Origin of the sequence: Phaeobacter porticola (assembly GCF_001888185.1) — a bacterium.
Taxonomy (GTDB): domain Bacteria; phylum Pseudomonadota; class Alphaproteobacteria; order Rhodobacterales; family Rhodobacteraceae; genus Phaeobacter; species Phaeobacter porticola.
In genome coordinates, this window is sequence record NZ_CP016364.1 from 1847617 (window position 1) to 1870405 (window position 22789).

At 60.1% G+C, this 22789-nt stretch carries 21 protein-coding genes; 5 read left to right on the top strand and 16 right to left on the bottom strand.

Going from position 1 to position 22789, the window contains the following annotated elements; genetic code table 11:
- Nucleotides 1-16: 16 nt before the first annotated feature.
- The 8 genes from PhaeoP97_RS08860 to fabF all read right to left on the bottom strand — a co-directional run bounded on the left by PhaeoP97_RS08860 (nucleotide 17) and on the right by fabF (nucleotide 7818).
- Nucleotides 17-1189 (bottom strand): phage major capsid protein, encoded by a 1173-nt coding sequence (locus PhaeoP97_RS08860; protein WP_072504772.1) that lies wholly within the window; start codon nucleotides 1187-1189, stop codon nucleotides 17-19.
- 47 nt (nucleotides 1190-1236) lie between these two features.
- Nucleotides 1237-1860 carry an HK97 family phage prohead protease gene (locus tag PhaeoP97_RS08865; RefSeq protein ID WP_072506381.1) on the bottom strand — a complete coding sequence of 208 codons (624 nt, stop codon included), beginning with the start codon at nucleotides 1858-1860 and terminating at the stop codon, nucleotides 1237-1239.
- A gap of 35 nt (nucleotides 1861-1895) precedes the next feature.
- Nucleotides 1896-2114, bottom strand: coding sequence for a GTA head formation protein, RCAP_rcc01685 family (locus tag PhaeoP97_RS08870; protein WP_014874871.1), 219 nt, complete (start codon nucleotides 2112-2114; stop codon nucleotides 1896-1898).
- Nucleotides 2107-3300: a phage portal protein gene (locus tag PhaeoP97_RS08875; protein ID WP_072504773.1), complete on the bottom strand. Its 1194-nt coding sequence runs from the start codon at nucleotides 3298-3300 to the stop codon at nucleotides 2107-2109. The genes PhaeoP97_RS08870 and PhaeoP97_RS08875 overlap by 8 nt, the downstream gene beginning before the upstream one ends.
- Before the next feature lie 193 nt (nucleotides 3301-3493).
- Nucleotides 3494-4786, bottom strand: a complete 1293-nt coding sequence (locus PhaeoP97_RS08880) for a DNA-packaging protein (RefSeq protein WP_072504774.1) — start codon at nucleotides 4784-4786, stop codon at nucleotides 3494-3496.
- On the bottom strand, nucleotides 4764-5099 hold the full coding sequence (locus PhaeoP97_RS08885; RefSeq protein ID WP_072504775.1) for a recombinase: 336 nt from the start codon (nucleotides 5097-5099) through the stop codon (nucleotides 4764-4766). Before PhaeoP97_RS08885 ends, PhaeoP97_RS08880 begins: the two co-directional genes overlap by 23 nt.
- A 299-nt stretch (nucleotides 5100-5398) precedes the next feature.
- Nucleotides 5399-6553 carry an endolytic transglycosylase MltG gene (gene mltG, locus PhaeoP97_RS08890; RefSeq protein WP_072504776.1) on the bottom strand — a complete coding sequence of 385 codons (1155 nt, stop codon included), beginning with the start codon at nucleotides 6551-6553 and terminating at the stop codon, nucleotides 5399-5401.
- Nucleotides 6553-7818 (bottom strand): beta-ketoacyl-ACP synthase II, encoded by a 1266-nt coding sequence (gene fabF, locus PhaeoP97_RS08895; protein ID WP_072504777.1) that lies wholly within the window; start codon nucleotides 7816-7818, stop codon nucleotides 6553-6555. The genes mltG and fabF overlap by 1 nt, the downstream gene beginning before the upstream one ends.
- Before the next feature lie 366 nt (nucleotides 7819-8184).
- Here fabF and PhaeoP97_RS08900 point away from each other — a divergent pair, with 366 nt between their 5' ends.
- Nucleotides 8185-9057 (top strand): PilZ domain-containing protein, encoded by an 873-nt coding sequence (locus tag PhaeoP97_RS08900; protein WP_237028913.1) that lies wholly within the window; start codon nucleotides 8185-8187, stop codon nucleotides 9055-9057.
- Between the two features lie 171 nt (nucleotides 9058-9228).
- Here the strand turns inward: PhaeoP97_RS08900 and PhaeoP97_RS08905 are convergent, their stop codons facing one another.
- The 4 genes from PhaeoP97_RS08905 to fabD form a co-directional block, all read right to left on the bottom strand.
- Nucleotides 9229-9972 (bottom strand): 1-(5-phosphoribosyl)-5-[(5-phosphoribosylamino)methylideneamino]imidazole-4-carboxamide isomerase, encoded by a 744-nt coding sequence (locus PhaeoP97_RS08905; RefSeq protein WP_072504779.1) that lies wholly within the window; start codon nucleotides 9970-9972, stop codon nucleotides 9229-9231.
- A gap of 164 nt (nucleotides 9973-10136) precedes the next feature.
- Nucleotides 10137-10370 carry an acyl carrier protein gene (locus PhaeoP97_RS08910; RefSeq protein ID WP_005982462.1) on the bottom strand — a complete coding sequence of 78 codons (234 nt, stop codon included), beginning with the start codon at nucleotides 10368-10370 and terminating at the stop codon, nucleotides 10137-10139.
- A 634-nt stretch (nucleotides 10371-11004) separates the two neighbouring features.
- Nucleotides 11005-11742: a 3-oxoacyl-ACP reductase FabG gene (fabG, locus tag PhaeoP97_RS08915; RefSeq protein WP_072504780.1), complete on the bottom strand. Its 738-nt coding sequence runs from the start codon at nucleotides 11740-11742 to the stop codon at nucleotides 11005-11007.
- Nucleotides 11743-11828: 86 nt separating this feature from the next.
- Nucleotides 11829-12761: an ACP S-malonyltransferase gene (fabD, locus tag PhaeoP97_RS08920; RefSeq protein ID WP_072504781.1), complete on the bottom strand. Its 933-nt coding sequence runs from the start codon at nucleotides 12759-12761 to the stop codon at nucleotides 11829-11831.
- A 185-nt stretch (nucleotides 12762-12946) separates the two neighbouring features.
- Here fabD and PhaeoP97_RS08925 point away from each other — a divergent pair, with 185 nt between their 5' ends.
- Together PhaeoP97_RS08925 and PhaeoP97_RS20285 are read left to right on the top strand one after the other, a co-directional pair.
- Complete coding sequence (locus PhaeoP97_RS08925) at nucleotides 12947-14251, top strand: cytochrome b/b6 domain-containing protein (RefSeq protein WP_072504782.1); 1305 nt, start codon at nucleotides 12947-12949, stop codon at nucleotides 14249-14251.
- Between the two features lie 338 nt (nucleotides 14252-14589).
- Nucleotides 14590-14862, top strand: a complete 273-nt coding sequence (locus tag PhaeoP97_RS20285) for a hypothetical protein (protein WP_072504783.1) — start codon at nucleotides 14590-14592, stop codon at nucleotides 14860-14862.
- 764 nt (nucleotides 14863-15626) lie between these two features.
- Here the strand turns inward: PhaeoP97_RS20285 and PhaeoP97_RS08935 are convergent.
- The 3 genes from PhaeoP97_RS08935 to PhaeoP97_RS08950 form a co-directional block, all read right to left on the bottom strand.
- The gene (locus PhaeoP97_RS08935; RefSeq protein ID WP_072504784.1) at nucleotides 15627-17303 is read right to left on the bottom strand and encodes an acetolactate synthase large subunit; all 1677 of its coding nucleotides are present in this window, start codon (nucleotides 17301-17303) and stop codon (nucleotides 15627-15629) included.
- A gap of 32 nt (nucleotides 17304-17335) precedes the next feature.
- Nucleotides 17336-18865, bottom strand: coding sequence for an FMN-binding glutamate synthase family protein (locus tag PhaeoP97_RS08940; protein ID WP_083570344.1), 1530 nt, complete (start codon nucleotides 18863-18865; stop codon nucleotides 17336-17338).
- A gap of 528 nt (nucleotides 18866-19393) precedes the next feature.
- On the bottom strand, nucleotides 19394-20185 hold the full coding sequence (locus tag PhaeoP97_RS08950; RefSeq protein WP_072504786.1) for a hypothetical protein: 792 nt from the start codon (nucleotides 20183-20185) through the stop codon (nucleotides 19394-19396).
- A 253-nt stretch (nucleotides 20186-20438) separates the two neighbouring features.
- On the opposite strand from PhaeoP97_RS08950, the gene infC reads away from it, so the two are divergent.
- Nucleotides 20439-21044, top strand: coding sequence for a translation initiation factor IF-3 (gene infC, locus PhaeoP97_RS08955; protein ID WP_072504787.1), 606 nt, complete (start codon nucleotides 20439-20441; stop codon nucleotides 21042-21044).
- 201 nt (nucleotides 21045-21245) lie between these two features.
- The gene (locus tag PhaeoP97_RS20835; protein WP_269466227.1) at nucleotides 21246-21887 is read left to right on the top strand and encodes a methyl-accepting chemotaxis protein; all 642 of its coding nucleotides are present in this window, start codon (nucleotides 21246-21248) and stop codon (nucleotides 21885-21887) included.
- Between the two features lie 104 nt (nucleotides 21888-21991).
- Here the strand turns inward: PhaeoP97_RS20835 and PhaeoP97_RS08965 are convergent, their stop codons facing one another.
- On the bottom strand, nucleotides 21992-22780 hold the full coding sequence (locus tag PhaeoP97_RS08965; RefSeq protein ID WP_072504789.1) for an FAD binding domain-containing protein: 789 nt from the start codon (nucleotides 22778-22780) through the stop codon (nucleotides 21992-21994).
- Between the last annotated feature and the right edge of the window lie 9 nt (nucleotides 22781-22789).

The following is a 22789-nucleotide window of genomic DNA, read 5'->3' on the forward strand; positions in this document are numbered from 1 at the left end:
GCCATCGGTCCAAGCGTCAGCTCAGGCCGAATTTCAGCAGCTTGATGGCAGCAAAATCGCTGACATCACCGCCAACACGTTTGGTGGCATAAAACAGCACATGGGGTTTGGCGCTGAAGGGGTCGCGCAGCACCCGCAGATCAGGGCGTTCAGCGATGGTATAGCCGGCCGCAAAATCACCAAAGGCCACCGCATAGCCGTTTACATCGGCGTCGGGCATGTCCTCGGCGATCACCACCGGATAGCCCATCAGTCGCGCCGGTTCTGCGGCGGCCAGTCCGTCGGACCACAGGAAGCGGCCATCGGCGTCCTTCAGCTTGCGCAGCAGACCGGCAGTTTTGGAGTTCATCACAAAGCTGGCGTTGGCCCGATACTGCGCGCCAAGCGCATAGACCAGATCAATGACCGCATCGCCATCGCCGATATCGCCCTCAACACCGGTGGTCACATAGCCGATATTGCCCCAGCTCCAGCTGTCATTGGCAATAACCGGATGATACAGCATGCCGGTGGGCTTATCGACGCCATCACCATTGATGAAGGATGCCGCCTCTGCCCGCGAAAATTTATCGGCGATGCGCCCCGCCAGCCAGCCCTCGATATCAAAGGCGCTGTCGTCCAGCAGCCTTTGCGAGGCCTTGGGCAGCGCGCTCAGCTCATGCAGCGGGATGGTGATCCGGTCGATCACCGGGGTGGATGTTTCCATCGTGGCGGTGGTTTCATTCGCCCAGCCATGGCCAATATCACCATGGTCGATCAGCACGTCATACGATGTCGCTTCTACCGTCACCACCGACGCCACGGCGCGGATTGACGCGGTGCTGGTCAGCACCGATTTGACCGTCTCGGCGGTCTGGGGATCGACGAGATAACCACCGTCGCCGTTGACGGTTGTGCTCATTGCCTTGGCATCCAGATCCAGGCCGCGCAGCTCGGCGTCATCGCCACAGCGCAGATAGGCATCAAAGGCCTTTTGATGGGGCGCGCCGCCTGTGTCAGCAGCGGCCAGAGGGGGACGATTGGCAAAGTGGGATTTGCGATCCAGCATGGTCATACGCTCTTCTGTCTGTTTCAGTTTCAGGGCAATGTCGTCTTTGAATCCGTTGAAATTATGCATGAAATCCGCGACGGCCTGTTTGACCTCATGGGGTGCGGAGGTTGCGTGCAACGGCGGTGTTTGGTGGCTCATCTCTCTGTCCTTTGATGGTCTATGGAAAAGGCTCAGGCCCGGCGGGATCAGGCAGCCGGGGTTAGATTGGCACCGCTGCGCAGCAGGTCGATAACCTCACGCCAGATCTGCGGGGTCTCGTCCACGGCCGGTTCAAGATCGGTAACGAGCAGCCCGTCTGATTTGGCGGCAACGGCGGGTTCAGCGGTGGCGGTGACACGCGCGGTGGGCAGCATTGGAAAGGTCACCAGCGACACCTCCCATAGATCCAGCTCGCATAGGCAGCGACCGCCACCTTTGCGCTGCGTGGCGCGGCGGGCGCGATAACCGATGGAAAGACCATCCAGCGCCCCCACTGCGATCAGGGCAGCGGCATCGGCGCCCTTTTGGGTGCGGGTCAGAATGCGGCCTTTGACATGGAGCCCACGGGCGTCCTCGCGCACCTCGTCCCAGACACCTATGGGCTGGGCCGGATCATGCTGCCACAGCATTTTAACCGTGATACCCGCCTTTAAAAGACGGTCGAGTGATGCCTGATAGGCCCCCGGCTGCACAAGATCACCGCCGCCATCGACGCAGCCGAACAGGCTGGCGTAGCCGCTAATGGCAACCATATCATCGGCCTTGGCATCAATCGTCAGATCCTCGCCGAAGCGGGCGAACTTATGTTCTAGATGCTCATCATGTCGCATCATCTTCCCCTTATATCTCATTGAATTCATGTGTATTACTGAACCACCAGAAAGGACTGAAACGCCTGCGCCAAAATGACCGCAGCAACGCCGTAGACGGTGAGCCAGAGCCGTTTTTCCATCCGTTCCATCATCATCTCCAGCCGGTCGAGCCGACGGTTCATCGCCTCTTGCTGTATTTCAGCAATGCGTTCATGGGCGGTGAGCCGCAGCCCCGGAGAGCATTCAAACGGCGGGATCGGGATCTCAGTCATCGCGCTCTGCCTCCTCTTGCGGCGGCAGGCCCAGAAGGCGGCGTTTTTCTGCAACGCTCAGAAAGTCGGCGCTGGCCACACGGCGCCACTGCGCCTCACGTTCGGAGGCCAATGCAGACACCTGATCAAGGTCCGGTTTCAGCGTCACCGCAGACCCCTGATAGCGCGACAACCAGTCCGACAGCGTGGCCGTGACACGGGTCACAAGCGGCAGCACGGTGAGTCGGTAAAAGGCGCGGTTGGCCTCTTGATAATTGGCATAGGTGGCGTCGCCGGGCAGTCCCAACAGCATCGGTGGCACCCCAAAGGCCAGCGCAATCTCACGCGCAGCGGCGTCCTTGGTCTGGTGAAATTCCATATCCGATGGCGAGAAGCCCATCGGTTTCCAATCCAGCCCGCCTTCGAGCACCATCGGACGGCCGGCATTGCGCGCACCTTGGAAATTCATTTCGATTTCGTCGCTTAGGCGTCGAAACTGATCCTCTGCCATCAGCCCCTGACCATCGCTGCCGCTCCAGACCAGCGCGCCAGAAGGCCGGGCTGCATTGTCCAAGAGCGCCTTGGACCAGCGCGAGGCAGAGGTATGCACATCCACCGCCATGGCGGCGGCCTGCATCGGCGACAGCCCGTAGTGATCATCCTGCGGGTGAAAGCTGCGCAGATGGCAAATCGGGGCGCAGGGCATGGTCACATCAAAGCGGTGTTTCCGGCCCGACACGCTGTAATCATAGGCCACGGGCCAACCATCGCTGCCAGGCACAACACTCATCCGATCGGGGCGCAGTACATGCAGTTCGACCGGCAATACGTCGCGACCGTCGGGATCGCTAACCGCCTCAATATAAGCGTTGCCCGACAACAGCAGGTGGCCAAACAGCGCCTCCAACAGCTCGGCGCGGCCTTGGGCGGCATTGGGGCGGGCCAGCAACGCCAGCAGCGGGTGGCTGTCGTAGCGCTGTGTGCCGTCCTGCAACACCAGCGGCAGCGCTGCGGCGGCCTCAATGATCATCTTGACGGCGCGGTAGCCGACTGGATTGCCAGCAAAGCCGCTGCGGGTCAGTGAACTGCTGTCGCGGGGGCTCCAGCCGGCGCCACCGGTGCTGCCATGCCAGGCCACCACGCGGGCGGCGGCGCTTGTCTTGGTTTCGACGGGCTGTTGCTTGCGCCGCAGGAGGTCAAAGACCATGGGCCACTCCTTTGATTGAAGGGGCGAAGGATGCCCCTGTTTGCTGTGATCCTTTATGACGGCTAGAATTGAATAAGATTTGAGCGAGGCGTGCGCAGGGCCCGCAACACTTGTCGTAAGTATCTGCATAAAAACGAAAAACGCCCGCATCACTGCGGGCGTTTCGGAGGCTGTCAGCCGGGGTGTGATCAGCTCACAACATGCGCGCGCGGGGCATCCGGTGGCGATTGGCCGGGGTCAGGATCAGCTCCTGCACCGCCCAGACCAGCGCATCCAGCCGGTCGGGAGAGCCTTGCCCCAGAAAGCCGCGCGGGGTCATTTGGCAAAGCTGATCCTCCAGCGCGCCAAGTTCCGGCAGGTGCCGCACCCGGCCCTGTTCATAAAGTGCCGCAACCGGTTCGGCCCGCGCGCCCTTGCCCCGGCTGGCATGCAGCGCGGTGAAGGGCACCAGCGGATCAATCTGGCGCAGCAGGCTTTCGACCAGAGCCCCGCCCTGATTGACCTCGGCGACCACGCGGTCGGCGCCGTAGCGGTCGCGCGCATCAATGGCGGCCTGCGCCCAGGTCAGCGGACCAACCCCCTGCACGGTGCAATCAGCCAGCACATAGGCGCACCAGTCCTGTGGCGGCCCCTGCAACGTCGCCCCAACCACCATGATGCCGCAGGCGTCGGAGCGTTTGCCCGCGCTCACCGCAGGATCAACCGCCACCACCACCCGGTCCAGTGTTGGGGCCTTTGCGATCTGCGCCGCAACCAGCCCGGCATTGGTCCAGAGCGCGCCGTCGACATCCTGCAACAGGATGCCGTCCAGCTCTTGTCGGCCCAGCCGCGACCCGGCGTAGCGATTGCGCACCTCTTGCAGGAAGGACGCTGCCAGATTGGCGCGGTTGGCCTCCGTCGCGGCATGGGTCTGCACCGTAGAGGGGCTGGCAAGCAGATCGCGCAGCACACCCACATTGCGCGGCGTTGTGGTGACGCAGACACGCGGGTCCTGTCCCAGCCGCAGCGCAAATTGCAGCATGTCCCAGCTGTCCTGCCCGCGCTTCCACTTGGCCAGCTCATCCGCCCAGGCGGCATCAAACTGCGGTCCACGCAGCGCCTCTGGGTCATGGGCCGAAAACGCCTGCGCGGTGGCCCCGTTGGGCCAGATCAGCCGTCTTTCGGTGGCTTTCCACGTCGGGCGGCGGTCGGGGGGCGTGCAGGCAAGGAGGCCGCTGTCGCCTTGGACCATGACATCGCGCACCTGATCATAGGTTTCCCCAAGCAGCGCGATACGTCGGGCGCCGCCTGCGGACAGCGGTGTTGCCCCTTCGGCCAGCGTGCGCACCCATTCGGCACCGGCCCGGGTTTTTCCCGCCCCCCGTCCGCCAAGGATGACCCAGCTGCGCCAGTCCCCCGCAGGCGGCAGCTGATGTGGCAGCGCCCACAGACCAAAGAGATAGGGCATCGCACAAAGATCATGATCACTGAGCCGATCCAGAAACATCTTCTGCATCAAAGCTGGCGCGCAGGCGAGCCAGTCGGCCTTCGATTTCATCACGGGCGGCATCAAGGTCAAGCCCGGCTGCGGCTTGGTGCTGTTCGCTTTGTTCGACAAGGGTTTTCTCCACTTTCTGGCTGTCACGTATCAGGCTTTCCAATTTGGCGATGCGCGGAGTGCTGCCGCCCTCATCCTCATCGCAGGCAAGACGTTCGAGCATCTGCTCTGCCTCCTGCCGGAGCCGTTCGATGGACCTGTGGAGTGAGAAAAGAAGATCAGCGGTCTTGGCCAGCCGATTTTCGGGTGTGTATTGCGTCATGGGTCGGGGACCTCATAAAAATGTGGTCTCCGTCGAAGGAAAGAAACCCTGGCCCGGCCACACACCAAAAGGCGTATAGTGGTTGAACGGAGTTCTTTTCCAGCTGCAGGGGTTTGATAGCATAGACCAGCGTAAAAGTCAAAAATCACGACTTGAGGCTTCGACCTCAGATAGTTGAATTCATTAATAAAACCGAGAATTCTCTTACCGTGGAGTTAATCTGAAACCCCTTGCACGCAGACAAAAAAAGGGACGCCAAAGCGCCCCTTCTCAAGTCATGATTTACGGATGTTGAGCGATCAGTTGCTGTTGCGCTGCGCTTCGATCTCGCGCCATTTGGCAACATTGCGATTGTGTTCATCCAGTGTGACAGCAAAGGCGTGGCCACCGGTGCCATCAGCCACAAAGAACAGATAGTCGCTCTGGTCCGGGTCCACTGCGGCCTCAAGGCTGGCCATGCCGGGATTGGCAATCGGGGTCGGCGGCAGGCCTTCGATCACATAGGTGTTCCAAGGCGTTGCGCGGCGCAGCTCGCTCTGGCGCAGACCACGGCCCAGTACACCCTCGCCCTTGGTAACGCCATAGATCACTGTCGGGTCCGTCTGCAGCCGCATGCCGCGGTTCAGGCGGTTGGTAAAGACCGCTGCCACCTGACGACGTTCCTCGGCCACGCCAGTTTCCTTTTCGATGATCGACGCCAGGATCAGCATCTCTTCCGGGCTGGACACTGCCGAACGGTCCGAACGGCTCTCCCAGGCGGCATTGATGCGCAACGTCTGGCGCTGTTCCATATCCGCCAGGATCGTAGCGCGGTCGTCGCCGGGGCTGACCTCATAGCTGTCAGGCGCGAGCCGTCCCTCAGCCGGGCGCTCACCCGGCTCACCAGTCAGGATGTCCATCGCCTTGAGGGATTCGACCACCTGCCAGCTGGTGACACCTTCGGCCAATGCGATGCGGTAGCGGGTATCGGCGTCGGCTTTCTTCTCATCGTAGATCGCCGGGGTTTTGTCTGTACCGGGCACGAATTCCGCCCGTTCCACAAAACGGTTGGTGGCCGGATCCAGTTCGCGTACCTCGGCCAACACGCGGGTGACCCCAACGCGGTAGACGATTTCCGTGCCGCAGCTGCTGGCGCCGCCACGGGTGATCTGGTCAACAATATCCCCCATCGACGCGCCTGCGGGCACCAGATAGCTGCCCGCCTTTAGCTGGTCGGTTTTGTCAGAATAGCGCACCCCGATCCGAAACAACGGACCAGAGTTGATCGCACCCTGCTCTTGCAGGTTGCGGCTGACCTTGGTCATGTTGCTGCCCGACGGCACGCGCAGGCAGATCGCGCTTTCTAACGGGCCTTCGGAACTGTATTGCGACTGCCCCCAGATGATGACGCCGCCCAGAAGGAACAGCACCACCACCAGGATGGTCAGCATATTAGAGGCGAGGCTGCGCCACATTATTCAGGCTTTCCGAACAGAACAGACGCATTGGTGCCGCCAAAACCAAAGGAATTCGACAATGCGACGTCAATCTTGCGCTCGCGTTTCTGGTTGGGCGCCAGATCCACGGTGGTTTCCACAGCCGGGTTGTCCAGATTGATGGTCGGCGGTGCCACCTGATCGCGAATTGCCAGGATTGAGAAGATCGCCTCAATCGCGCCAGCCGCGCCCAATAGATGGCCTGTGGCGGATTTGGTGGACGACATGGTCACCTTGCCTGCGGCATCGCCCATCATCCGTTCAACCGCGCCCAATTCGATGGTGTCAGCCATGGTCGAGGTGCCATGCGCGTTGATGTAGTCGATGTCGGCAGGCTCTAGCCCCGCATTGGCCAGCGCCGCCCGCATGGAGCGTTCACCGCCTTCGCCGTTCTCAGACGGCGCGGTGATGTGATAGGCATCCCCGGACAGACCATAGCCCAGCACCTCGGCATAGATCTTGGCGCCGCGGGCTTTGGCGTGTTCATAGTCTTCCAGCACTACAATGCCGGCGCCCTCACCCATGACAAACCCGTCGCGGTCCGCATCATAGGGGCGCGAGGCGGCCTTGGGGTCGTCGGCGCGCTTGGTCGACAAAGCCTTGCAGGCGTTAAAGCCCGCGATGCCGATTTCGCAGATCGCGGCCTCGGCACCGCCTGCAATCATCACATCCGCATCACCGGATTTGATCAAACGGGCTGCATCGCCAATGGCATGAGCGCCGGTGGAACACGCCGTCACAACCGAGTGGTTCGGACCTTTGAAGCCAAAGCGGATCGAAACCTGACCGGAAATCAGGTTGATCAGCGCGCCTGGAATAAAGAAGGGCGAGACCCGGCGTGGGCCTTTTTCCTTGATCATCACGGCGGTGTCCGCAATTGACGACAACCCGCCGATACCAGAGCCGATCATCACGCCAGTGCGCAGGCGGCTTTCTTCATCCTCGGGCGTCCAGCCGGCGTCCCGCACAGCCATATCCGCAGCAGCGATGCCATAGAGAATAAAGTCGTCGATCTTTTTCTGATCTTTCTTCACGACCCAATCGTCGGCATTGAAGGTGCCGTCGCTGCCATCGCCCCGTGGAACCTCACAGGCGTAGGTGGTCGCAACGCCGCTTTCGACCGCATCAAAAAGCGTGATCGGGCCCGCGCCGGACTGTCCGTCCAGCAACCGCGACCAGCTTTCTTCGACGCCGCTTGCCAGCGGTGTGACCAAGCCCAGTCCGGTAACTACTACTCGACGCATTTCTTGCCCTCCTTTGCCTCGGCAATTTGTCTCCAAATAGCTTGGATTGCCGCATAGGTGCAAGAGCCGGAACACGAGGGAAGTTTTGCGATAAATTAACGACCCCTTTAGGCTGCAGTTAACACAGATTACGTAACCTATGATTGTTATAAAGTCTGACCCTGCCTTGGCATAGCCCTATTAGCAGCGCTGGACAGACGTGCGGCACCCGTTTGGCAGGGTGTAAGATCAAAGGCTGCGGTCATTAGGGGCATGACGTAAATGGTGCACTTTGGGTTTGTTATTTACCACCCTCCCCGACGGGCTTTTGACCTGCGAAGGAGTCGGCGGACGGCACACCGCCGCCCTTCGCGCATTCGGAGGCTGTTGCCGGCTTTTCTGCTGGTTCTGGTCGGCTTCGTTCTGGACGCTGCCCCTGTGGCGGCCCGTGACTGCCGGATCTTCAACCAGTTGATGACTCTGACATTGGCCAGTGAAGAGCTGCATGAGTATCTGCGCACTGGCAGCAATTCAGCCGCCATTGCGCGGATGGAGCGGTTTCTGTCCAACACCTCCAAAACGGAGCTGAGCCGTGGCATGAAGCAACAGGGGCTGCATGATCTCTACAAGGCGACAGAAACGCTGATGGCGCAACAACGGACCTTGCTGAATATGCTCGCGATACGTGACCGGCGCGGTGCAGAGCGCACGTCGATCAAGCTGTTTGCCCGCGAAACCGTGGCCGCCTACCGGCGCGATCTGGCGCGAATGCCCTGCCGTCGCAGCCATAACAGCGGGTTGAACGAGGGGGAAATGGGCGCGCTCAAGGCGCTAGGCCATATATCTAGCGCCACCGCTGCGGCCGGATCTCTGGGGTTGGTCGCCATTGGCGCCTTGTGTTTTATCATCTACGAGCGGCGGATGACCATCCTGAGACGGCGGCGCAAACGTTATAGCTGCAATCTGGACTGCACCCTTCGGTGCAATAACGAGGAGGCCGAAGCCACCCTTCTGGATATCAGCCAGGAAGGCGCCAAGATCAAATCTGTCATGGCCTGTTCCGTTGGGGACGTGATTGCGCTGGACCTGCCTGATGGCGCGCCGAAAATCGACTTGGGCAGCCGAGTACAATGGAGTAATGCTAACTACTTTGGCGTGAACTTCAAAGAGAAACTGCCACGAGAAGCGGTGAAGGATCTGACCAGCTATCGGCGCCGGGGCGCCGCCCCCCCGCGACCTTTGAGAACAAGCCGCGCATGATTCACACGAGTCATCAGTGGCCTGACCGGACGCCAGTTTGGACGGTGCCCCGGTGCTGCTGACCCCCTTGGCGGGCTAACAGATGCGATGCTGCCCAATGTTTAGAGCAGCATCAGATTTTTGGATCCGCAATTTCAGCCAATGTTCTGGCCAGTTAGATGTCGCAGCGGGTTAGCGGAATTCGGCAATCTCTTCACGGCTGGGGGTCGCGGTCTCTAGCGCCTCAGACAGCGTCAGTGTCTTGCGGAAGAGTGCCCGTCCAACCAGTGTGCCAGAGACCGATCCGATATATTTGAGTCGCGCAACGTCATCCACCGTGCGCACAACACCACTGGCAATCACTGGCGTGCGGGCCTTTTCCGCCAGCCCTGCAATCAGGCCCAGCTGCGCCTCAACATCGGTCATATCGCTTTCGATATCGGTGATGATGATGCCCGCAAAAGGACAGTCGGCAAACGCCTCGATAAAGGCTTCGGGCGTAAAAGAACCGCTTTGCCGCCAGCCATCAGTCATCACCTGACCTTGCCAAACATCCACCGCCAGAACGATCTGATCGGGATGGAGGCGGGTCAGCACACGCACCATCTCAGGGTCCTGCGCCGCGAGGGTGCCCACCACAACGCGGCCGGCGCCCTTGTCGATCCAATGTTCGACATGTTCGCGGCTGCGCATGCCGCCGCCCAGCTGCACTGGAATGCCTGCAGTGCGGATGATTTCCTCCACCAGCTCAGCATTGCGGTTATCGCCTTCAATGGCATCGAAATCCGTCAGATGCATCCATTCGGCACCATCCGCCGCAAAGCTGCAAGCGGTGGCCACCGGGTCCACATGCCAGATCATGGCGGTATCAAGCCGCCCCTTGTCCAGCGTCACGCAGCGCCCGTCCTTCAGCTCCATCGTGGGGTAGATCATCATCACAATGCCCTCCTGTCGTCGGCAGTTTCGCCAAGGCTAGCACGGAGACCGATCACCCCTAAGGAGGAAACCCGACCTCGCATGGGTCGGAAACGTCCACAAACGCAAAACGGCGCCTTCCTGCTCGGAAAGCGCCGTCTGTGATCGTCACCGATTGGGTGGGATCAGGAAGCTTCGCTGATGAACTTCACCGCATCGCCAAAGGTCTGGATGGTCTCGGCTGCGTCATCGGGGATCTCGATGCCGAACTCTTCTTCGAAGGCCATAACCAGCTCAACGGTGTCCAGGCTGTCTGCGCCCAGATCATCGATGAACGACGCGTTTTCGGTCACTTTGTCTTCTTCAACACCCAGGTGTTCTACAACGATCTTTTTTACGCGGTCTGCGACGTCGCTCATGTCAATTCCTCATCTTTTCAGGCATTTGCCCGGTTGTCAGGCCTTCGCCCGGTTCTGCCCTTGCCCGCTCGGGGCGGCGTGGTTGTGCCCGATGCGGGCGATCGTGTCCCGCACAGCGGAACGTGCCCCTGCCGGTCCGGCATGGACCCGCAGATGGCGAATATGCGCCGCCTATAACACAGACCGACGCAGAGGCAAACGATTTCGCAGCATCACTGCAACCGCCGACCCGAAGCCTGTTACCTGGGTCTCAGGTAACAGGGTGAGCATTTGGCCACAGGCAGCGGCACATGCAAGACTTGTATGCGATATTTTTCGTCCCATGTGGATCGACGGTATGATTTTTACATTATTTTTCAGCGGGTTTCAGCCAGACATACCGGTTCGCAAGGCAGCGTTTCGCCCGCGTGCGCCCTGCAATCATACGCAAACCCATCGCAAAATGACCCGAAATCTTACGCAAATCATCACCAAGGCAGGCCGGCATCCGGCACAAGTCCTGAGGCATCCGCGTCACATATCGGTTCGGTTGCAGCGGGGGTCTACAATGAAAACCCCGCCGCCGGACGAACCGGAGACGGGGCAACTGACTCGAGCGTCTGGCGCCTCATCCAAAGAGCTATCAGCCCCCGGATCAGAGCATCGCCATACCGCCGTTCACATGCAGCGTGGTGCCGGTGACATAGCCAGCCTCAGCGCTGGCCAGATACAACACGGCTGAGGCGATTTCCTCGGGGTTGCCCATGCGACCGCTGGGGATCTGGGTCAGGATCGTCTCTTTCTGGGCATCGTTCAGCTTCTCGGTCATGGCGGTCGCAATAAAACCGGGGGCCACCGCGTTAACGGTGATGCCACGGTTGGCGACCTCATAAGCCAGCGATTTCGACATGCCAACCATGCCGGCCTTCGCAGCAGCATAGTTGCCCTGACCTGGGTTGCCGGTGGCCCCTACAATGGAGGAGATGTTGATGATCCGGCCCCAGCGCGCCTTCATCATGCCACGCAGAACGCCGCGACACAGGCGCATGGTAGAGGTGAGGTTCACCTCAAGCACGCTCTGCCACTCCTCATCCTTCATCCGCATGAAGAGATTGTCACGGGTGATACCGGCGTTGTTGACCAGAATATCAACCGACCCCATCGCCGCGATGGCCTGTTTCGGCAGCGCCTCGACCGCCTCTGCATCCGAGAGGTTGCAAGGCAGAACATGGGCGCGCTCGCCGAGTTCCGCCGCCAGTTCCTGCAACGGCGCTTCGCGGGTGCCAGAGAGGCCAACCGTGGCGCCAGCGGCGTGCAGCGCGCGGGCGATATCACCACCGATGCCGCCGGACGCGCCGGTGATGAGGGCAGATTTGCCAGTCAGATCAAACATATGGTTTCCTTTGTCGCATCCCCGGCCCGCGGTCCGCCGTTTTCTTTGGAAGAAAACGGGCCGGAATTCTAATGAAAATTCCGCGTTCAGCCCGCGGTGATGGCGGCCACATCCTCAGCGGTGCCGACCTGACGGCTGGTCAGGCTGCGGTCGATCTTGCGGATCATGCCGGACAGCGCCTTGCCCGCGCCGATTTCCCAGAACTCGGTCACGCCTTTTGCGGCCATGGCCTGCACGCTTTCACGCCAGCGCACCGATCCGGTCACCTGTTCGACCAGCAGTTTGCGGATCTCATCCGGGTCCGTCACCGCATCGGCGCGCACATTGGCGATCAGCGGCACGGCGGGCGATGTAATGGCCACATCTGCCAGCGCCTTGGCCATCACATCGGCGGCAGGCTGCATCAGCGCGCAATGGAACGGTGCGGAGACCGGCAGCATCACCGCCCGTTTGGCGCCTTTTTCCTTGGCGATTTCAGCGGCGCGTTCCACGGCAGCCTTGGCGCCGGAGACCACGACCTGGGTCGGGTCATTGTCATTGGCGGCCTGGCAGACCTCGCCTTGCGCGGCCTCATCAGCGACGGCGCGCACGGCTTCAAGGTCCAGCCCCAGAATGGCGGCCATTGCGCCCTGCCCAACCGGTACGGCGCTTTGCATGGCCTGACCACGTGTGCGGAGGAGCCGCGCTGTATCGGCCACGGAAATCGCGCCAGCTGCGGCCAATGCGGAATATTCCCCAAGGCTGTGACCGGCAACAAAGGCAGCCTTGTCGATGCTGACACCCTCAGCCTCCAGCGCGCGCATAGCGGCGAGCGACGTGGCCATCAGGGCCGGCTGGGCATTCTGGGTGAGGGTCAGGGTTTCGATGTCCCCCTCCCAGATCAGCTGGCTCAGCGCCTCTCCCAGTGCGGCATCCACCTCGTCAAAGACCGCTTTGGCCGCCGGATAGGCCTCGGCCAGCGCCTTGCCCATCCCGATGGTCTGCGCGCCCTGCCCTGGAAACACGAATGCAATTGTCATCTGAGACCTCATCTTCTGTGCACATCTGCGTTGCACCGGGTTTAGACGGAGGTGACGCTGCGTACAAGCACAGCCTTGCGCGGATGCACCAAGCCTGTGCATCAGGTGACAGAGATGCGTGTTGTCTCAGCCTGCTGAGAAGATAGGGTAATCCTGTCGCTCCAGATGAGAAGGTTTTCCCTGACGTGTCCTCCCCTGCCAGTTCTCCCGCCGCCCGTCACAACACCGCCCAACACTATGGCAGCGTCGCCAAGGGGTTTCACTGGCTGACCGCCCTCTTGATGCTGGCCGTGTTCCCGTTGGGGTATTTCGCCAATGATCTGGCACATCACATCCAGAGCGCCGATTTCGACGGCGCGCAGGCGACGCTGAACCGCGCGGCGCTGCTGTTCTCGCTACATAAAACCCTGGGGCTGGCGCTGTTCCTGACTGCGCTCTTGCGTATTCTCTGGGCGTTGAGCCAGCCCAAGCCGGTGGCACTCCACCCCGAACGACAGGCGGAGACCGTGCTGGCGGAGGTGGTGCATTGGCTGCTTTACGGTGCGCTGGTTGCCGCGCCGCTGACCGGCTGGATCCACCATGCGGCGACCACCGGCTTTGCGCCGATCTGGTGGCCCTTTGGCCAGAGTCTGCCGTTTGTGCCGAAATCAGAGGCGGTGGCTGCGGTGTTTGGCGGGCTGCACTGGCTGTTTGTCTGGACCCTTGCCGTGGCGCTGGGGCTGCATATTGCCGGTGCGCTGAAACATGAGGTGATCGACCGCGACGCCACCCTGCGCCGGATGCTGCCGGGGCGCGCACCTGAGGTCACCGCCCAGACCGAGACACCCCATGGTGCCCTGCCGTTTCTGGTGGCGCTGGCGATCTGGGGTCTGGTCTTGGCGGGCGGCGGGGCCTTCGGACTTTATGCGCCGCATAGCCACGCGTCGGCCGACACCACAGCCGCCCACGGAGATGATCATACCCACGAGGTCGCCACAGATGCCGCCCCCGCTGAGGCGCTGCCCGCTGGCGGCTGGGTGGTTGAGGACGGTACGCTGGCCATCGCCATCGTACAGATGGGCAGCGAAGTGCGCGGCCAGTTCGACCAATGGCAGGCGAGCATCGCGTTTGAGGAACCAAACGCCCCCGGCCCGGCAGGCACTGTCACCGTCTCCGTAGCGATCCCGTCGCTGATGCTGGGATCGGTCACCGATCAGGCGATGGGACCGGATTACTTCGACAGCGCCAGCTACCCCACTGCCGAGTTCCGCGCCGAGATTGAGAAGCTGGCGGAGGGATATATCGCTGAGGGCACCCTGCGCATCCGCGACCAGGAGGTGCCGCTGCGCCTGCCCTTCACGCTGGATCTGAACGGTGACACCGCCACGATGTCCGGCAGCGCCGAAGTGAACCGGCTGGATTTCAACATTGGCCAAGGCGTGCAGGACGAAGGCTCTCTGGCCTATGCGGTGACCATCACTGTCGACCTGACCGCCCGCCGCGCGCCGTGACAGTTGCAGCCTGACCGGTTTCTAGCAGCGGCAATGTCCCGGTTCATACAATCAGTATGGCCGGGTCATCTTTGATCGGAGCCTGCAGGACATATCAGGGCGCATAGTCTTTCGCGCCGCTGACCAACCAACCTCATCCGCCCTAGCCCTCTGCAGGGGGCTTACAGCCCATCAAGGAGGATCTCTTGACAGGGGGAAGTCAGGTGTGCTGGACAAGGACGACACCGCTGTCGGGGAACTGGCGTTTGTTGCGCGTTGATGTGAGTGGCGTGGATTTTGCGAGCTGACGCACCTGCCTGACGATTGGGACCTTCTCAATCTAATGACAGGAGGGTCTGATGACCGATCAATATGGTCCCAAACTGCGCCAACGTTTTCTAAAAAAATATGCGGATCAAGGGCCGGCAGCCGAAGACACCGACGATGTACCTGCGTGCGATGCGCGATTTGCGCAGCAATGCCCCGAGAGGGGGTCGCAGTCTCCAACCATCGGCTTCTCTTCGCGGATGCCAGCACTGCTGGCTTTCGATGGAAAGACTACCGTATCAAGCGCAGACACCGCCCGTCGTCACGCAACCGTTTGCTCTCAACGTGCGACACTGCGGCTGTGACCCACAATCCCCACAGACCCAAAACAGCCCGCGCTTTCCTCCTTGTCAGATTTGTCACCGCTGCAGATCACGCCGAACAGCAGCCGCAGACCTTAGACTTTGCTGCCGTTCATCGCTCCAAATTCAATGGCCGTTTTGCCAAAAATCGAGAAATGTGCGAGGTACAGGCTGGGCCAAACCCTCTTTTTCAGTGGTTTTGATCGTCCCGCATACTCAGTAAGTTGGCTGCACAGTAGTGTTTTATGAACTACCCCAGTTTGTAAACCTTCTGGCGCTCTTTGCGCCAGTCGCTTGGTTTCGCACCAAAGACTTCCGCGTCTTTCGTAATTCCGCAGCTTATGAAAATGAACAAAAATTGCATGGAACATATTGGGGGTACAGAACGCGTGCACCCAAGAATCCAAGAGTCAGACAGTATTCTCTCCAAACCGCGTGGGCAGCCGTGCTCCTCGTACCTTTTCCGTAGACAACTTCGGCTCCAAACCGCAGATAGGCGGCCCGGTTCGCGATCGGCAGCATTGGCCGCGTCCCTGGTGACACACCTAACAGAACCATGGCGCCGCCAGAGTTTGACGAGGCCTGCAGGGGCCTGGCATTGGGCGCGGCCCCCAGCCGACCTTGCAAAATTTTGTGAGGGTTGCGGACCTCATGCGCACGCCCCGCGATCTTCTTCTAAATCATTGAACTACCGTAAAAACCGGCGAAATCAGCTCTTTAAATTGACGTTATCCGGGTTTGCACGCCTGCAAGAGGTCTTACCCCTGTCAGAGCAGACAGGTCTTGGAGGCCAGCTCGTCAATCAGAACTTTCTGGTTCTCGGAGTAATCAACCGGCAGGTCGATCAGATGCACGCCCCCGGTTTCAAACGCGGCGGTGATGGTCGGCACCAAATCATCGGTTGCCTCAATCCGGTGCCCCGTCGCGCCGTAGCTCTCGGCATAAGCCACAAAGCCGGGATTGTTGAATTCCAGCCCCCAGTCCTCAAACCCCAGTCCGGCCTGTTTCCAGCGAATCATGCCGTATGAGCTATCGTTGAGCACCATCACCACCAGGTTCAGTTTCATCCGGATCGCGGTCTCAAGCTCTTGTGAATTCATCATGAACCCACCATCGCCGCAGATCGCCATCACCCGGCGATCCGGGTTCAGGAATGCGGCAGCCATGGCCGAGGGCAGACCTGCCCCCATTGTGGCCAGCGCATTGTCCAAAAGCACCGTGTTTGGCTCATAGGCCTTATAATTGCGCGCGTACCAGATTTTATAAATGCCATTGTCGAGCGCGATGATATCCTCGTCGCCCATCGCCCGACGGGTGTCCGCCACAAACCGCTGCGGTGTGACCGGAAAGCGCGGATCGTCGACCCCCTCGCCGAGGTGTTTTTCGACCTCAGCCTTGACGGTGTTAAAGTAAACTTTATCAAAATCGCACCCACCGCCCAATGCATCACACAGCTTTTTGACCGAGGCCGCCAGATCGCCGACCACTTCGACCTGTGGAAAATACACCTGATCGACCTGCGCCGATTTATAGTTGACGTGGATCACCTTCTTGCCGCCGTCTTCCATGAAAAATGGCGGTTTTTCTACGACGTCATGCCCGAAATTGATGATCAGATCAGAACGGTCGATGGCACAATGCAAATAGTCATTGTCCGACAGCGCCGCGGTTCCCAGGAAAAGCTCCGATCGCTCGTCCACCACGCCTTTGCCCATCTGCGTGCAGAAGAACGGAATGCCGGTGGCGTTGATAAACGCTGATATTGCGCTGCGTGCATGTTTCCGGTTGGCACCCGCCCCCAGCAGGACCAACGGCATCTTTGCCGTCCTGATCAGTGCCACCGCGTCTGCGATGGCACTGTCGCTGGCGACCGCGTAGTGGCGCGCATGGGGCGGAATAACGGGTGCCTCGCACGGCTCTTCGGCGATGTCCTCTGGCAGCTCCAGCAACACGGCACCGGGACGTTCCTCACTGGCCAGACGAAAGGCCTCGCGCACCAGGGACGGGATTGAATTGCCATGCACGATCTGCTTGGACATTTTGCAGATCGGATCGAACAGATTAACCACGTCGATGATCTGGAATTGCCCCTGTTTCGAGGTCTTGATCGGCTTCTGGCCGGTGATCATGATCAACGGAAACCCGCCCAGATGCGCGTAGGCTGCGGGTGTTGTCAGGTTGGTGGCCCCTGGCCCAAGCGTGGCCATGCACACGCCGGGCTTGCCCGTAAGCCGCCCGTAGGTTGCCGCCATGAACCCTGCGCCCTGTTCGTGGCGTGTCAGGACCAGTTTGATACTGGAGCGGCGCAGCGATTCAACAAGATCCAGGTTTTCCTCGCCCGGCACCGCAAAGATCTGCTCAACGCCTTCGGCCTCTAGCGCCTGAACGAACAGATCGGATGCCTTGGTGGTCTGGCGGGTGGTCTGGGGTCTTTGGTCGGTCATGTCGGGTCGATCCTTTGGAAGAGAGGCACAGCTTAAGATACCACCACATGCGGCGCGTAATCAGGCAGGACGTTTTTGTAAGGGAAACGCTCATCCATGGGCACCGACGTCCCGTCCGGCAAGACAATGCGCACATGTTTGCGTTTCAACAGCCGCGGCCGACCAACCCCACAGGAATGCGAGATAATTTCGACCTCATGGATCAGGTTCTTGCAGAAATTGGCGACTTTGACCGATTTCTCGGCTGGGTTCAGCCCGTTCTGCAAGCGTTTGTTATGGGTGGTGATGCCGGTTGGGCAAGTGTTCTTGTTGCACTTCAACGCCTGAATGCAGCCCAGTGAGAACATAAAACCACGCGCCGAGTTGATGAAATCCGCACCAGAGGCCAGGGCCCAGGCAACTTCGGATGGGGTGACCAGCTTGCCTGATGCAATGATCTTGATCCGGTCGCGCAGCCCGTATTCCGTCAGTATGTCCACCACAAGCGGCAGCGATTCCCGCACCACCAGCCCAACATTGTCCATCAGGGGCATCGGCGCGGCACCGGTGCCGCCATCGCCACTGTCAACGGTAATGAAATCCGGGGCGGATTGCAGGCCACGGCGGTGGATTTCTTCGGCCAGTTCAGACAGCCAGCCGTAGCTTCCCAGCACCGCCTTAAAGCCAACGGGTTTGCCGGTAACCGCACGAATATGGTTGATCATATCCAGCATCGACGCTGCATCATTGATTTCAGGATGCCGGTTGGGAGAGATTGAATCCTGCCCCTCGGGGATACCCCGGATCGCCGCAATCTCTGCTGTCACCTTAGAGCCGGGCAGGATTCCGCCCTTGCCGGGTTTCGCGCCCTGGCTCATTTTCAGCTCGATCATCTTGACCTGATCATGGGCTGCGACCTCACGCAGCTTATCGTCAGACAGGTTGCCGGTGTCATCACGCACGCCATATTTCGCAGTGCCTATCTGAAAGACAATATCGGCGCCACCTTCAAGATGATGGGTCGATAATCCCCCCTCACCGGTGTTCATCCAGCACCCGGCCATTTTTGCACCTGCCGACAAAGCCTTCACCGCAGGTGTCGACAACGCGCCATAGCTCATCGCGGAGATGTTGAAAAATGAGGGGGCATCATAGGGTTTTTCACATCCCTCGCCGATGCGCAGGGGCTGCACCTCGATGGCATCCGAATCCAATGTCGGAAACGGGCAATTCACAAAAATCGCAGTGCCCGGAACAGTCAAAATCTTGCTCGACCCAAAGGCGACAGTGTTGTCCTTACCCTCCGCTGCCCGGTGGATCCACTCACGTTCAGCACGGTTGAACGGCAGTTCTTCGCGGTCCATGGCAAAGAAATACTGGCGGAAGAATTCACCAAGTTTTGTGAACAAGGAGCGAAACCGACCCAGCACCGGAAAATTTCTGCGCACCGCGTCCTGGGTTTGCGTGATGTCGATGACAAACATCACAATGATCGCCAGCACGCCGATCCCAATCAATAGAATGAACGCAGATGACAAGAAAGACAGGCCATTCACCATGAAGTTGTCAAACAATAGTTTCATCTCGCAAAGTCTCCGGGTTTCTTAAAGGTGCACATCGACGCGCAGAATAGGCCGGTGCAAAGGTGGTATCTAAGCCATCACGATTGAATTGCGATCCACCGACCTTCTGTAACGGTGGCAAGCAATTCGTATTTGGACACGACCGTCATCTCGTCATCGATCACATAACATTCCGGCATCCCCCCCATGACGGCCATCACGGCCGTCAGGATCCGCGTTTTTGGACCCCTGCCATGCTTTGTGTCGCCAGGTCTCTCTCCGCCATTCTGCATAACTATCAAATGACGGGCTGCACGTGATGTGTGAAGAGACGACAACGCCTATCAATCAATCGTGTATCATCTATCTGACCTGTCAGCCGGTTGCGCCGCACTGCGGCGGGCACACTTGGCATAATGGGTGGATCTGCTGCGAGCTGCCAGATATCTCCTCTTTCACTATGGGCACCATAGGACCCTAGCCCCATAAGAAAAGCCCCCGCCAGCATGTGGCAGGGGCCTATGTCAGTCTGACGATATTAGAACCGGCTTACTGTGGCAGCGCCTCTTTGATGCGCTTCAGGACCGTTTCAAGCAGAGCCGGGTTGTCGCGGGCCTGATCCAGGGTGGTGATCAGCAGCGCCTTCTGGGTGGCTTCGATCGAGGACTCCTCGATCATAGTGACCACCTTGTCATAATTGAACCCTTCGGGCGTCAGCAACGCGTCCTGCGCAGCATCAGTGCCCCCTTCAACAGCCGTGGCGACATCGGCTGCGGCATCCGCCACGCCGTCGGTTGCCGCCTCTGCGGTCTCGGCTACGGCGGTGGCTGCATCGCCTGCGGTCTCCGCCGCGTCATTGGCCACGCCTTCAGCAGCCTCGCCCACAGCAGCAGCAGTGTCACTGGCCGCATCACCTGCGGCGTTTGCCGTAGCAGCCGCCTCCTCGGTCAGCGCAGCGGCGCCCTCGGTTGCGCCCTCAACGGCAACGGCGGCACTGTCCTGTGCCTGGTTGGCGCTGTCGGTGACCCCTTCAGCGATCTCGTTCACGGTTTCCTCAGTTGTCTCGGCAACGGCGGCGGCGGCACCGCTAACTGCATCAGCAGCAGCATTAACTGAGCTTTCGATGGCGCTTTCGGCCTCTTCGGCGGCAGTTGCGATATCGCTCTCGACTTCGGCGGCCATCTCGGCGGCGGTGTCACTGGTTTCCTCGGCGGCTGTGTCTGCCTCGGGGGTCACGATGATGGCTTCTGGCGCGGGGGGGCTGGTCTCCATGGAGGACACGTAGAAATATCCGCCCAATGCGACGGCTCCCACACCCAGGCCAATGACGATCGGTTTCATGATAGATCTCCTTAATCTCTCCAACTGCCCCAATGTCGCGGGGCTTATGTGCTAGCACTTGGGCCTAGGGGCCTGAAACTACAAGGGGAATAAACCGCGATTGTCAGCATCGGCCAAACCCTGCCAGTCTGACCCGCCCCCGCTCGCTGACATCAGCGCACGTCGAAATTAACCCTTTGCTGACAGTCCATGGTGCAAAGAAACCTTGAAAACCGCGATATGCGCGGTCATACCCGCAATTGACTTGAATCGAATGCCCGGTACCGTTAGTTTCCGGGCACTTTTCCGCAGTGACAGAAGGATAGACGTCATAGCCCGCAGACCCCATAACGCGCCGCCGCAACGCGACACCGGCCCGCGCATCAACGAAAAAATCCGTGCTCCTGAGATTCGCCTGATTGGCGCTGAGGGAGAAAATGCCGGGGTTGTTCACCCCGCCAAGGCGATGCAGATGGCAGAAGAGGCCGGTCTCGATCTGGTCGAGATCTCCCCCAACGCCACCCCGCCCGTGTGCAAAATCATGGATTACGGCAAGTTCAAATATGAACAGCAAAAGCGGGAAAGCGAAGCACGCAAGAAGCAGAAGATTATCGAAGTCAAAGAGGTGAAGTTCCGTCCCAATACGGACACCCATGACTACGAAGTCAAAATGCGCAACGTGTACAAATTCCTGGAAAACGGCGACAAGGTAAAGATCACCCTGCGGTTCCGTGGCCGCGAGATGGCCCACCAGAACCTGGGCCGTGACCTGCTGCTGCGTGTGGCCGAAGATACCAAAGAAATGGGCAAGGTCGAAAACATGCCCAAGATGGAAGGCCGCCAGATGATCATGCTGATCGGTCCCCTGCCGCAGAAATAACCCGCAGCGACAGACCCGTATGTTTGAACCCCGCCCCACCTGGAGCGGGGTTTTTTCATGTCCCGCGTCATCTGGTCGTGAATTCTGGCGTCGTTTGCAATTGATGCATCCCATCGTCACGTTTTCTTTACCCCCGACGCTTAGCTCCTGAAAGGAGATCGGTCGCCTCCGACAAAAACCAATGCACATATGGAGCCTCCTTTGAAGCCTCTCAGCGACGTACAAAATAGCGCCTTCATGGCCATCGCCCCCTGCCGCGCCGCCTCTCTGGCGCTGGTGGTTCTGGCCAGCGAAGACACCCAGCATGCACCGGACACAAAGCAGGACCTGCTGGAGCAATCTGTGCGCCGGATCACTGCCGCCTATGAGATGCTGAACACCGGCCTGGACAAGCTCTTGGCCGAAAGCGAGCACGAGCTTCCCGAGGCGCTGAGCGCACAACGTCAGAAATCCATCGACGCCCTGGCCCCTTTTGCCGAGGTTCTGGACACCCGCGCCGATACCGATCTGCTGAAACGCGTCCGCGGCATGCCCTCACTAACCGCACAGGCGCTCTATAAGGTTGAGCCGGATGTCTCAGCCTTTTTGATCGACATGACAAAGAATATGTTCGACACGCAAAAGTCCCGCGACAGCGCCCGCGATGATGGCATGCGCGAGGCAATTGAAAACGCAGGTACGGTTGGTCGCCACATTCAGTTGATTGCCTTCAATGCCTCGATCGAGGCGGCGCGCATTGGCGATCAGGGCAAGGGGTTTGCGGTGATCGCCTCAGAAATCCGCAACCTATCGGGACGCACCCAAACGCTGCTGGACACAATGTCAGGTTACCTGCGGGCCTGAGCCGCGCATCCGGTTCCGAACCTCGGATAAAAAACGACACCGGCCCCGACAACAGGTCAGGGCCGGTGCTTTTTGCATGTGTTTCCTTTGCCGGTGCAGGCGGATTATCCTGCGGCAGCAACGGCCCGCTTGGTGATGACCCCAACCAGATGCGCCCGGTAGGCCTTGCTGCCATGCAGATCGCCGATCATCCCCTCCGGATCCACACTCAGCCCATCAATCGCATCGGGGGAGAAATTCGCCGATAGCGCCGCCTCTGCCGCGCTCCAGCGGAACACGCCTTCTTCCGAGGCGCCGGTGACCGCCACACGCACAGCGTCAGCAAAGCGCGCCACAAACACCCCAACAAGGGCAAAGCGCGAGGCCGGCTGGACAAATTTCTCGTAATGCGCCGCCGCAGGGATCGGCATACGGACCGATGTGACGATCTCCCCCTCGTCCAGCGCGGTGGTGAACAGCCCCTGAAAATAATCATCCGCCTCAATCTCGCGGGTGTTGGTCACGATGGTGGCCCCACTGGCGAGTGCTGCCGCCGGATAACAGGCAGACGGGTCGTTATTGGCAAGCGAGCCGCCAATGGTGCCGCGGTTGCGCACCGCCGGATCGCCGATCTGCCCTGCCAGCGCCGACAAGGCGGGGTAACTCCCTGCGGTGGCCGCTTCGACCTCGCCGTGGGTGGTGGCGCCGCCGATGGCCAGCCCGTCGCCATCCGGGCAGACGCCGCGCATTTCTGCAATACCGCTGAGGCTCACCAATGTGCTGGGCATCGCCAGGCGCTGCTTCAACGTCGGGATCAGGGTCTGCCCCCCACCAAGCGCCTGGGCGTCCTCTTCGCCCAATGCTTTAACCGCATCGGCGATGGTCGAGGGTTTCTCGAACTCGAATTCATACATGTCGTATCC